At 49.6% G+C, this 12846-nt stretch carries 8 protein-coding genes and 1 pseudogene; all 9 read left to right on the top strand.

Features of this window, described 5'->3' with window-relative positions:
• Positions 1-685 precede the first annotated feature (685 nt).
• The 9 genes and pseudogenes from FLT43_RS09080 to FLT43_RS09035 all read left to right on the top strand — a co-directional run bounded on the left by FLT43_RS09080 (position 686) and on the right by FLT43_RS09035 (position 12813).
• Positions 686-3379, top strand: coding sequence for a carbohydrate binding domain-containing protein (locus FLT43_RS09080; RefSeq protein ID WP_244194404.1), 2694 nt, complete (start codon positions 686-688; stop codon positions 3377-3379).
• A 40-nt stretch (positions 3380-3419) separates the two neighbouring features.
• Positions 3420-3560: a hypothetical protein gene (locus FLT43_RS29290; protein WP_164776349.1), complete on the top strand. Its 141-nt coding sequence runs from the start codon at positions 3420-3422 to the stop codon at positions 3558-3560.
• A gap of 253 nt (positions 3561-3813) precedes the next feature.
• Positions 3814-4398 carry a chloramphenicol phosphotransferase CPT family protein gene (locus FLT43_RS09075; protein WP_087445188.1) on the top strand — a complete coding sequence of 195 codons (585 nt, stop codon included), beginning with the start codon at positions 3814-3816 and terminating at the stop codon, positions 4396-4398.
• A gap of 629 nt (positions 4399-5027) precedes the next feature.
• Positions 5028-6486 (top strand): annotated as a pseudogene (locus FLT43_RS30815) (IS110 family transposase).
• Positions 6487-6734: 248 nt separating this feature from the next.
• Positions 6735-7070 (top strand): VOC family protein, encoded by a 336-nt coding sequence (locus FLT43_RS09055; protein WP_087445191.1) that lies wholly within the window; start codon positions 6735-6737, stop codon positions 7068-7070.
• Positions 7071-7404: 334 nt separating this feature from the next.
• The gene (locus FLT43_RS09050) at positions 7405-8583 is read left to right on the top strand and encodes an ROK family transcriptional regulator (protein ID WP_087445192.1); all 1179 of its coding nucleotides are present in this window, start codon (positions 7405-7407) and stop codon (positions 8581-8583) included.
• Between the two features lie 263 nt (positions 8584-8846).
• Positions 8847-9929, top strand: coding sequence for an extracellular solute-binding protein (locus tag FLT43_RS09045; RefSeq protein WP_087445193.1), 1083 nt, complete (start codon positions 8847-8849; stop codon positions 9927-9929).
• Positions 9930-9982: 53 nt separating this feature from the next.
• On the top strand, positions 9983-11062 hold the full coding sequence (locus tag FLT43_RS09040) for an ABC transporter ATP-binding protein (RefSeq protein WP_087445194.1): 1080 nt from the start codon (positions 9983-9985) through the stop codon (positions 11060-11062).
• A 14-nt stretch (positions 11063-11076) separates the two neighbouring features.
• Positions 11077-12813: an ABC transporter permease gene (locus FLT43_RS09035; RefSeq protein ID WP_087445195.1), complete on the top strand. Its 1737-nt coding sequence runs from the start codon at positions 11077-11079 to the stop codon at positions 12811-12813.
• Positions 12814-12846: the final 33 nt, after the last annotated feature.

Here is a 12846-nt window from a genome sequence, read left to right as displayed (position 1 = left end):
CGGTTAGAATTCCTGCATCTAGGCAGGATTCCCTTCTTCCGTTTATCGATGTCTATGAAAAGATGTAGTTTTGCAGCATTTTCGGGGCATCTGAGCCCAAATGGCCGCCCATCAGAGAACAGGGCATATGGCATAGGGCATGCTTTCTACCTGCCCTCAGCCTATCCGGGTGTACCGGGTACCTGCCTTCGCTCTGCCGTTGCTCTGCCTATGCTCTGTCTTTAATCTGTCTATAAATAGTCTGCGAATTGACATCGCCATCAACCGAAGTAATATAGAAGTTATAAACCAGTTGTAATCTAATTCCCAATTATGTTCGTTGATCGCCCATTTTTCGCTGCATCATGTATACTACATAAGAGCCTGAATCGATAAAAGGAGGTGATCCGGTCGCTGGGGGTCGAAGCTTGCGGGTGAAGGTAGGGGAAAGTGAAGACAAAGGGAAGACAAAGGGAAGACAATTGCAGACAAGGAGCATGGCGAAGGCAAGGTTAAAGCAGCTTGAAGTCTGGCAAATTTAGAGTTTAAAGTTTAGAGTTTACGAGAGCGTGAGTCACTTTGCCGCTCATGGCTAAGTTGCATGTAACGGGAAAGTAGTAGTTATCCAAGCCAAAGCCGACCGCATTATTGATAACGCTTACATTTTGGCGGTCGCTACAGCAGAGGTAAGACATGAAGGAGGGTAATGATGATGGTACCGTGGAGAAGCAAACGGTTCAGCCGAATAAGTGCCGTGCTGGCCGTACTGATGGCGGTGATAACATGCGGCAATGCCGCCGGGGCGGAAGCAGTGGGAGATGCGAACAATCAAGCGACAGCGACCACGGCCGCAGCCGGCAATAAAGGCAAGGGAGAGACTCGTTCCGAGGCGAAGGCGCTGCCTGTGAAAAATCCCGGCTTCGAGCAGCAGACAGCGAAGGACTCGATTCCGGGCTGGACATCAATATTCGCCAGCGTGGAAGGCGCTGTAAGCCATGAGATCAGCAAGGAAGAAGCGTACCGCGGGAAGCACAGCTTGAAGATTACGGATACGAGCCGCGACCATGCCGTCGCGGTTCAGAGCGATCCGCTCACGGTCGAACCGGGCATAACCTATACCGGCTCGGTCATGATGCTGCTGAAGAGCGGCAGCGCCAGTCTCCTGTTCCGCTATTATGACGGCAGCGGGAAGCAGGTCGGCGACGATATGCTCCAGCATATATCATCGGGCTACGGCGAATGGCAGAAGGTGCAAGTATCGGGCAAGGCACCTGCGAATGCGGTGACGGCCCGCATTTTCGCCTCGGTCAACAAGTACCAGATGGCGGAAGTCTATTATGATGACTTCGAGGTGACCTACCCGAAGACATCGCCGGGCGAGCCGCCGGCAGGAGAGATCAGCTTCAAGGGAAGAACCTTTGCGCCTCCGGTTGATCTGGGCATTCCCGTCTTCACGGTAGCGATCAACGATGCCGTCGCCGGCGTAGAGGACGGGCGGGCGACGATGTACTCGACCGCGCAGGGCGATACGGCCGTGTTCAGCGTCGTGGATATCGAGAGCAACAAGCTGCTTCGCTCGTTCCCGCTGGAGGGGGTTCATACGGTATGGCGCCATACGATCGCCCCGGATGGAACCGTCTATATCGCGGCGATAATGACGGGCAGCAACCGGGGAGAGTTGTGGAGCTACTCCCCGCGGACGAAGACGGTGAGCAGCCTGGGCGAGCCGCTTCCGGGCGAGAAATCGATCTGGTCGCTCGTCACCGATGACAAGGGCAATGTGTATGGCGGCACCTTCCAGCAAGGCAAAGTATTCAAGTATGATCCCGCAGCAAAAACGTACCGCGATTATGGCCGCATGATGGGCAATCAGGAATATGTGCGGTCGATGGCCTATCACAACGGCTATATTTACGCGGGGATCGGTACCACGGGCGCGATCGTCAAGCTCAATGTGGAGAGCGGCGTGAAGGAGGTCATTTCCGGCCCGGTCGCGGGGCTGCTTGGCGTGAATCCCGCAGATGTGCCGTTCGCCTACGATATGGCGATCGTCGACCGTTATTTGCTGGTGAAGTTCGGCGATCCGCAGATGGCTTTGCTGTTCTATGATCTCGAACGGGGAGAATGGCTGCCGCATGTCGTCGGCAAAAACATCGGCGGCACGCAGGGCGCAGGCGTATTCTCCTTCAACCAGCTCGTGACGAAGGACGGCAAAGTGTATGTTCCCGCCAACGGAGTCATCACTGAGATCGATCTGACGACGTTCGAAGCGCGGATGACCTCCATGCGCTACGGCACTTCCTTCCGCGGCGCCGCCTGGGTCGAGTTCCGCGATGATCCGGGCTTCCCGGGCCAGTCGTTCGTCACGATGCAGCGTGACGGCAAGACTTCCGTATTCAATGTGGACGCGGAGACGAGCAAGACGCTTCCTTCCGTCGTCCAGGGCTCGGCCAATCCGCTGCACAATATGGAGAACGGTCCCGACGGCAACGTATACATGAGCGGTTATCCGGGCGGGATCGGCGTTCAGTTCGATCCGCGCACCGACACGTTCAAGACATTCAGCCTCGGGCAGGCGGAGGGCATTGTCGCTTACGGGAACGACATGTATTTCGGTATTTATCCGGGAGGCCATATTTATTCATTGGACACGACACAGCCGCTTCCCCAAGCGAAGGAGGTGTTCCAGATTGGCTCGGAGCAGGATCGCCCTTATGTGATGCGGGCCACGGATGATTTTATCATGATCGGCACGATCCCCGATTACGGCAAATTAGGCGGGGCGCTGACCATCTATTATCCAGGCACGGGACAGAAGGAAGTGTACCGGGATATCGTTCATAATCAGAGCATTAACGGTCTGGCCTATAAGGACGGGAAAATATTCGGTTCGACCACCGTCTTTGGCGGGCTTGGCATCGGCGCAACCGAAAAAACGGCGAAAATGTTCGTGTGGGACGTCGCCAAAAAAGAAAAAATCAAGGAATTTACGCTGGATATTCCCGAGCTGGATCAACCCGTGATGATTAGCGGCTTGACGATTGGGCCGGACGGCAACGTATGGGGAGGCGTCGACGGGATCATCTTTAAGCTCGATCCGGTGACGTATCGCGTTCTTGATTATAAAAACATTTATCCGCATGTGAAAAATTACGGCTTCTGGCGTCCATATCATCCGCATTGGGGGCAGGACGGCTTGCTGTACATCGATCTGGCGGATCGGATTACCGTCATCGATCCGCAGACGCTGGAGCATGTCACGTTATCCGAGGATTACGGCAGCACATTCCAGGAGATCGCCTTCATGACGCTGGCCAAGGACGCTCAGGGCAACGAGCACATTTATTACATCGATGAAGCCAATGTCAAGAAAATTCAGGTTACGGCCCATCACCGCTGATCCTGGCCTCTCGTTTGCTTGACGCAGGATGCAACAGCCGATGACCGCCGTCATCGGCTGTTTTTCGGATAAGATGAAATGCTGGCCGGATTATGACAGGAACGCCGAGAGAAGAACAGAATTACTGTCAGAAGAAAATAAAGATTTAGATAGAAAAATAAAGTATTTTCTTAGTGCTTAGGTTAAGATAAGTCCCCTGTTTAAGCACTACATGCTACCCGCGTACGTTCTTTAATTGGTAATTGGAAATGGAATATAATGAGGAGGTCGTAGCCCAAGCGAAGGCGTGGGAGCGTCCTTTTTAATTGAACTAACTGGCAGGATTGCTTAATCACTACACGAATACCTTAATTATGACGGATTTTACTATGCTCGCAAAAATACGTTATCTGAAAGCTACGCAATGATTATTATTTGAAGAGGTGATGATTAAATTGAAGCAAGGGATAATAGTTTTTCTAAATGGAACTTCAAGTTCCGGAAAGACTTCCATAGCGACTGAACTATTAAACCAAAATGAAATCTCGTTTTATCATTTATCAATTGATGATTTTTTTAATGGATTGTTTCATGACTACATTGATTTCATTAACACCAAATATGCAGATGATGTGCAAGGCCCAACCCATATAATTATTGAACCATTGATTACTTTGTTTTATTCAACAATTAAATTTATGTCGGTAATGGGGACGAATATCGTTGTAGATACAGTAAATGATACTGATGATCGATTTAATACATTTCTAGGTTTATTAATGGATCATCCTGTACTGCTTGTAGGAGTAACTTGCTCGAAAGAGGAGCTTATTAGGAGAGAAAAACTAAGGGGCGATAGAGAGATTGGTTTAGCAATCTCACAGTATGATAAAGTTTATTGCTTTAATGAGTATGACCTTGAACTAAATACTGAAATCTTGAGTCCAGATGAATGCGCCAATTTGATATTAAATTTTATTGGATCAAATCGTGAATATTCTGCTTTTAAGAAGCTAAATAAAAGAAGCAGTACGAGTTAGTAGTTCATTGAAGCCGTATCCTTATCCTTCAGATAACACCCTGTTTCATGCTTCGGGGCATTTGACAGAGTTCACAGAGTTTATTACGCTAACGCAGAACATTAGCTCAATAAATTGCCTTTTACCACTTTTAAACAACATACTAAAATACATGTGTACCAGTTAACCCCTGAGTCTAACGTGGAGCATATAAGACTTCTATAAAGTGTTGTGGTAACTGGTACATACTTAGAGGATTTGGCGTTAAAGAGTCGTATATATATTGTGCAGTGACCTCTCAGGGAAACAACCGCCCCTAATAGGTTTGGAGCCAGCAGGTAACCCCTCTAGGACTTCTTTAACAGAATTGAGGCGCTCCATGTTCTTGGCACTGCACACACTGATAAATTATCAGCCTGTCAATATGATAGGCTTTTTTGCATAAAAACAAAGAACTTAACAGAATAAAGAAGGAAAATGTTTCCACACGTCGAAAGAACACAACAGAGAGCCCTTTAAAGTGTTGAGGCGAATACTCGACCACTAAGTTTATTTTGGGTAATGCACTGACTCTGAAACCTGACATGCTACATTGGGCCCACTGCGGAGCTCTTAAGAAAACTTGGTTGGTCTGGTGCTAATGAATGTAAATAGGTGATCATAAGTTGAATAATTTTATTCTTACGGATGCAAGAATTAATGAAGGCCAAGACAACTCTAAATCTTTTTATCCCTTCTATGTTGGAATAGATATCGGTTCGGATTTCCATGTTGCTGCTTGCATTCCGTTTGAAAAGTTCCGCAGTGAGAAGGAATGGAAACGCAGTAAAACAATGAAGTTTAACTCGGATAGTCAAGGGATTACAAAGTTCATCCATGCTTTATAAGATATTCAAGCACAATTCGGATATAAATCCCAGGATTTCTTTATATTACTGGAGCCAACTGGTGGGCATTATTCATATTTAGTTGTTCGAGTTTTATTGGATCGAGGTTATTCTATATATCAGGTTGAAAATAAAGCAGTAAAAGATTTTCGTGAACGCCAGCTAGGACTTAATGAAAAATCCGATGAAATTGATGCTAGAATCATGGCCTATATGGGATGGCATAAAACCCTTCATCCAGATATGCGATCTGTGCGAATAGTTCGTCCTGCAAGTGCAGAGCAGGTTTTGTACCGCACATTAACTAGAGATCGCTGGTTACTTACTACTCAATTAACAAGACGTAAGAATCAAGTCCAGCAATTATTTTCTGTAACCAATCCTGAACTTAAACGAGCTTTTAAGAAGACAGGTGCGTTAAGTGTCCTCAAACTTGCACTAAAGTATCCTACAGGCCAAGAAATGGCCAAGGCAACTCAGGATGAGCTAAGACAAACTCTAATAACTATTGGTGCAAAAACTATTTGCTACAAAAGCTTCTAAGACCTTAGCTGAACTGTTACCAAACACATTATCCTTGAACATTCCGCACCTAGCTGAACGGCAAACGTGGCTCATTGAAGAAGCTTTTCGCATAGATGAAGCAATTAAAAGTATGGATAAACAGATTGCTTCCCTGCTTTATGGCGATAAAGAAAAAGGATATCAACCGCATCCTTATACAAAGATACTTATGTCCTTCCTTATTATGAGTGAATCTATGGCGTGTACATTTATCGGCGCTATTGGTGATGTTGAACGTTTCTCAACATATTTAGAGCTTAAAAAGTACCTTGGTGTAGCCGCAGAGAATAAAATCTCGGGCACTTCCGTTTTTAAGAGTAGGCAGACATTACGAGGGTGTTAGAGATACACGCAGAGTTCTATTCTTAATGACTTTTCTGTTAATATCCCCCAAAATAAGCGAAAATAGTTTCGCGTTTACTATAAACGATTAGTTGATCGAGGAATGGCCAAGAGAAAAGCTATAGGTCATGTATGCGGTAAGATTGCACAAGTTCTATACTCATGTCTCAAAAACAACGAACTATATGATCCGTTCAAACATGCGACTAAAATGGGAGTAATCCTTGATGGCGATAAAGTAAAATTAAAGATCCCAGCTAATGTAGAAGATTATGAACGCCAGGCAGATGAGTTAGCGGATGATGATGTTTTGTAGTCGCACATACCTTACACTGCCTTATTTAATACCAAAGAGAGCCTATCCCTTTATTAATTGGAAGTTAGTAACCTCCAAATAAAAGTGATAGGCTTACTTTATTTCTCCTAAGCGCTACACTACATTAGACTGCCGGCACTTCATTAAGCTGACGGACAGGTTAATGGAACAAAATAGAAGGGTTTTAGTGTCGATTGTAGAATAGTTCCTTAGAAATTCTAAATTCCAATTGGAAAGAAGGAATGAACGTGGGGAAAGTTATTGGTTTTGAGTTAAATAGTCAGGATGCAGAAAAAGCAGCTAATTTTTATTCTAATGTTTTTGGCTGGGAAGTAAAAGAACCCCAATGGGGTTATCGATCTGTGACTACTGGAGGCATTTCAGGTGGAATTGCTCAAGGACCACATGACTACCCTCATGGTACTCGTATACAAATCGAAGTTAGTTCAATTGATGAAGCTATTTCCAAGGCAAAGGACTATGGTGCATTGACTGTACGAGAGAAAATGGAGTTTGATGATTTCTTTCTTGCATACTTGGTTGATTCCACAGGACTGGGGCTTGGACTTATACAAAAGAAATAGAAATAAATTTATTATCAAGCAAACGTTCAACTAACGGGGAACGTTAGTTGAATAAAACAGCGACAGTCTAGGACTTTATTTTCTTGTCCTTGGCTGTCGCTGTTTCAATCTCTAAGCTTAGACTAAAACTTAATTATTGGAGTCTGAATGTATGACGATTCGAAGAACAGCGTGGAATAAAAACATCCAGTCTAATACTTTATTTTCTTCGTAGAATTACAGATCTTGAAAAATTAAGGTTGACATTTTGTAAGCGGATACAATAGAATGGATGCAACCAAACTTTGTTAATTACTTTAACAAACTACGAACTTAGCGGAAAGGGGGGAGTGAATTGATTAGCAGAGGCCAGACGGGAAATGCCAAGCTGGTGAAGCGGATGAACCGGGAAGGAATTCTTCATCAGCTCAGAGAACACCCGCGTGTATCGAGAGCCGGTTTGGCGAAATTAACGGAGCTGAGCCGTCCGTGCGTCTCCGCTTTGGTTGATGAGATGATTGCGGAAGGGTTAATCAACGAAGTGGGGTTCGGAGAATCGAAGGGCGGGAGAAGACCGATTCTTCTGGAATATAACTTTCAAGCATACGGCGTTATCGGCGCGGTGTTCGAAGGCAGCACCCTGCAATTGGCCCTTGCTAATCTGCGAGGAGAACTGCTAGTCCAGCGCACGGCTTGCCTGCCTCATCCGATGAATGGGGAAGCGGCCATTGAGAGCATGGAGCAAGGGCTGGCGGCCCTGCTTGAGGAGAGCGGCTTTCATAGAGAATGGCTGCTTGGCATGGGGCTGGGATTGCCGGGCATTACCCGGCGAAGCTCCGGAACGGTAAGCTACGCTCCGAGTACGGGGTGGATGGGGTTGCCGGTGCAGCGCGAAATCGAGGCCGTCCTCGGACTGCCCGTAGCGATTGAGAATGACGTCAACCTGATGACGCTCGGTGAATATTACAAGGGGATCGGGGTTGGGCATTCCAATCTGGTGTATATGTATGCGGGTACGGGAATCGGCGCCGGAATTATGATCGACGGGCAGCTATACCGCGGAGCCAAGGAAGCGAGCGGCGAGATTGGGTATATGGTCGTCGGCCCCGTCGGGAAGCAGGCCAAGGGAGAATACGGCGTATTCGAGCGGAATTATTCCATACGGGCGATCCGCGACAAAGCGAGAAGCGTCCTTCCCGCGATTGACGAGGACACGAGCATGATGAAGCAGATCGCCGGCCAGGCGGGCCGCGGACATGAAGGAGCCCGGAGACTGCTTGACGACGTGTGCCGGCACTGGACCTATGGCATTGCCAATATTACGAGTGTCATGGATCCGGAACTGCTCATTCTGAGCGGAGAAATGCTGCATATCGGGGACGAGGGGATCGCTGCCATCCGGCAATGGCTCAATGATTGGGTACCTTCCGTTCCTGAGATCAAAATGGCTGCGCTCGGCGATCAGGCGGGACTTATCGGGGCGATCCATTGCGCGCTTGAAGCTTTTTCACCATCTTCAACTGTAAAAAGGTAGTACTCAACCAACTCTATCCGCTCTTTTCACATCATCCTGCCGCCCTGCTTTTGGGCGGTTCAGACGTTCCTCATCATGACGAAGAGCAGCAACTTCAAGATAACTCTCCCAGCGAAAAAACACCAAGAATTCAGCCAGCTTTTATTAACAAGAAATACTATAAATTAACTTTTAAGTTATTTTGTAACAGATCAGAGGTAAATGAAAGAGAAGAATTTTTCTGAAAAACAAAAAAATTCGATATTATCGGGAGGTCAAAGAAGATGCACACAAAAAAGTCACTTAAGTGGTTGATGGGGGCATGTCTCAGCATGGTCATGCTGATGGTGACGGCCTGCAGCGGCAGCACTTCTTCCGAAGGCGGCCAGCCCTCGGGAAATAACGGCTCTGAGAAGCAGAAGCTCGTTATTTATACGGCGAGAGACAAGAATGTCGTCGAGGAAATCATACCGAAGTTCGAGGAGAAGCATCCGGAGGTCGAGGTGGAGGTTCTTACGATGGGGGCGCAGCAAATTTTGGAGCGCGTGCGCGGGGAAAAAGCGAACCCGCAGGCGGACTTCTGGTGGGGCGGAACGCAGTCGGCCTTAATGACGGCGGCGGATGAGGGGCTGCTCGACAGCGTGAAGCCGAGCTTCGCCGACAGTATTCCGGAACTGTACAAAGACAGCGAGGATCGCTGGTATGGCGAAATGCTGCTGCCGGAAGTGATCATGTACAACTCCGCGGCGTTGAAAAAAGAAGAAGCGCCCCAAGATTGGGATGACCTGCTGGATCCCCAATACAAAGGGAAAATCATTATTCGCGGCGTGCTCGCTTCCGGAACGATGCGAACGATATATTCGGCCATGATCTACCGTCAAGACGCGAACGATCCTGCCCCAGGCTATGAGTGGCTGAAGAAGCTCGACGCCAATACGAAGGAATACGCCCAGGATCCAACCAACCTGTATCTGAAGCTGGCGCGCGAGGAAGGCACGCTGTCGCTGTGGAATCTGCAGGATATCATGATCCAGAAGGAATTGCAGAATCAGCCGTTCGACTTCATCTATCCGGCCAGCGGCGCGCCGATTCTGGTCGATGGGGTCGGCGTAGTCAAGGGCGCCAAGAACATGGACGCAGCGAAGAAATTTTATGAATTCCTGTTCGATTCCAACCTGCGGGTGGAGCTGGCGGAGAAGCTGTACCAGATTCCGACGCGAACGGATATTAGCAAGGAGACGCTCCCGGCATGGCTGCAAGGACTGGAGTTGAAGCCGCTGGCGCTGGATTGGGCGGTCATGGCGGAGAAGGAGAAGGAATGGATGCAGCATTGGGACGAGAGCATCAAGGGCAAAGGGTCCAATTAAGGCATTCAGGCGGAGGCTCTTCCGCCTGAGCACTTACCAAGGGGGCAAGCAACTTGATAGAGGTCAACCTGGATCATGTGAGCAAACAATTCGGAAACGTAAAGGGAGTCGCGGACGTTCATGTCCGGATTCAACCCGGGGAGTTCTTCACCTTTCTCGGGCCGAGCGGCTGCGGGAAGACGACGACGCTGCGAATGATCGCGGGCTTCTACTATCCGAGCGAGGGCCGCATCCTGTTCGGCAGCAACGATGTGACGACACTCCCCCCGAACAAACGAAATACGGGCATGGTGTTTCAGAACTATGCGTTGTTCCCGCATATGACGGTGTTCGAAAATATTGCATTCGGGCTGCAAGTGAGAAAGGTCGCGAAATCTGACATCGTGCAGCGGGTCGAACGCGCGCAGAAGCAAGTTCACCTGGAGGCGTACGGCAGCCGCCGCATCGATCAATTGTCCGGCGGCCAGCAGCAGCGGGTAGCGTTGGCCCGCGCGCTGGTGATCGAACCGCAAATTCTGCTCCTGGATGAGCCGTTATCGAATCTGGATGCGAAGCTGAGAGAAGAAACGAGAATCGAAATAAAAAGACTGCAACTGGAGCTCGGAATCACGACGATCTATGTCACGCATGATCAAGCCGAAGCGATGGCGATGTCGGACCGGATTATGGTGATGCAGGGCGGCGTAGTGCAGCAGATAGGGAGTCCGGAGGAAATATATAACCGTCCGATCAACCGGTTTGTCGCGTCTTTTATCGGGGAATCCAATCTGTGGGAAGGAACGGTGGAACGAATCGAAGACGGAGAAGCGGCCATCCGCATCGCTCCGGATCTTGTCCTGACGGGGCTGGCTGCGAATGCTTCGCCTGACTGCAGGCTGGAAGCGGGCAAGCGCGTCACGATGTCCATCCGTCCGGAATCGATACGCGAATCGCTGCCGGGAGAGCCTGCGGACAATGTGGTTCACGGAAGCGTGGTCATCTCCGAATTTACGGGCGTGAGCGTGAACTACGTGTCACAGGCGGCAGGGCGGCAATTGAAGGCGATGTTCGTCAATCAAGGGCATCGGGTGCGCGGAAGAGGAGAATCCATTTCCTTGTTCATTCCAAAAGAAAGCATCTATTTTTTGGGATAGAGGGGGGATGAACGATGATTCCGAAACGGAACATAAAACCGAGGAAACCGGGAATTGCTCCATTCAGGCCCATTTCCATTACGCAGTCGCCGTACTTTGTCTATGTCCTGGTCGCGCCCTTGTTTTTGGTGCTGTTGGCTTATGTCGTATATCCGCTGTTCCAGACGTTTATGCAAAGCATTCAGGCAGAGGATCAACTCTCGCTTCACAACTATGCCCGTTTTTTTAGTCTGGAGCATACCTCCAATCTGGAGGCGCTCTGGACCAGCATCTATATTTCGGTGTTAAGCGTAATCACCTGCGCGATTGTCGGCGTTGCGATGGCCTTTTTACTGGAACGCTACGAGTTCCCCGGCCGCAAAATCCTGGCCGTCCTCGTGCTCGTGCCGATGGCCTTGCCGCCGCTCGTCGGCGTGCTGTCGTTTACGTTTCTCTATGGGGAGAGCGGCATTATTCCGCGGGCGCTCAAGGAACTGCTTCAGCTGGAACAGGTGCCATTTGCGTTAAAAGGCATCTGGGGCGTGCTCGTCGTCCATACGTTCACGATGTATACGTATTTTTACATGACGGCCTCGTCGGCGATTCGCAATCTCGATCCGTCGCTGGAAGAGGCGGCAGCCAGCCTCGGCGCGGGACGGCTTTACATATGGCGGCGCGTTATTTTGCCGATGCTGACCCCGGCCTTGGTCGCCTCGTCGCTCCTCGTGTTCATGATCGCGATGGCTTCCTATACGGCTCCGCTTATTTTCGGCATTGAGCGGACGATGACGATGCAGATTTATTTGTCCCGGACGAACGGGAATCTCGATATGGCGGCCGCGCAGTCCACCATCCTGTCGGTCGTGTCGATCGTGTTCCTGCTCGTCATGCGCTGGTATCAGGGCCTGCGCAATTACCAGAATATGAGCAAGGGAGTCAGCGTGCATCGGACGGAAGTGAAGAGCCCCGCGGGCAAATATGTCGCCATGCTTCTGTCTATCGCAGGGGTAATCGTGCTGATGCTTCCGATTCTCGTGCTCGTTCTGATCTCGTTCTCGGCGGACGGCAGGTGGACGACGCAAATTTTGCCTCCCGAATATACGGTGGAGCATTACGTGAAGCTGTTCACCGACAGCAAAACGTGGCGGCCGATTGCGAACAGCTTCCAGATGAGCTTCGTGGCCACTATCGGCAATGTAATTTTCGGCGTCGCTGCCGCTTATGCGATGGTGCGCTTGTCCTTTCGAGGCAAAACGCTGCTTGACGTGCTGATCATGCTTCCGTGGGCCTTGCCCGGCACGGTCGTCGCGGTCAACCTGATCGCCGCCTTCAGCGAGCCTACCGCATTCAGCTTCAATCAGGTGCTAATCGGCAGCTTCTGGATACTTCCGTTGGCGTATTTCGTCCGCCATTTGCCGTTAGTGTTCCGCTCCACCTCCGCCACCCTGGTCCAGATGGACGCATCGGTCGAGGAGGCGGCGCGCAATCTGGGGGCATCGTGGTGGTACAGCTTCCGGCGGGTCGTGTTCCCGATGGCATTAAGCGGGATTCTGGCGGGAACCCTGCTCGCGTTCGTGCAGGGCATCGGGGAATTCGTATCTTCGATTTTGCTCTTTACCGCCAAAAGCACTCCGTTGTCCGTCGAGATTTTTCAGCGGATGTATTCGTTTGAATTCGGCACCGCTTGCGCGTACGGCGTGCTCCAAATTTCCTTGATCATCATTGTGCTCTTCATTTCGCGCAAAATAACGGGGGACAGCACAGCTATGTAACGGGCGGTTATTTGAACAGACGGTCATTTCGTG

The sequence above is a fragment of the Paenibacillus thiaminolyticus genome, assembly GCF_007066085.1.
Taxonomy (GTDB): Bacteria; Bacillota; Bacilli; order Paenibacillales; family Paenibacillaceae; genus Paenibacillus_B; species Paenibacillus_B thiaminolyticus.
Note: the sequence above shows the minus strand (reverse complement) of the source record. Positions and strands in the feature narration are given on the sequence as shown.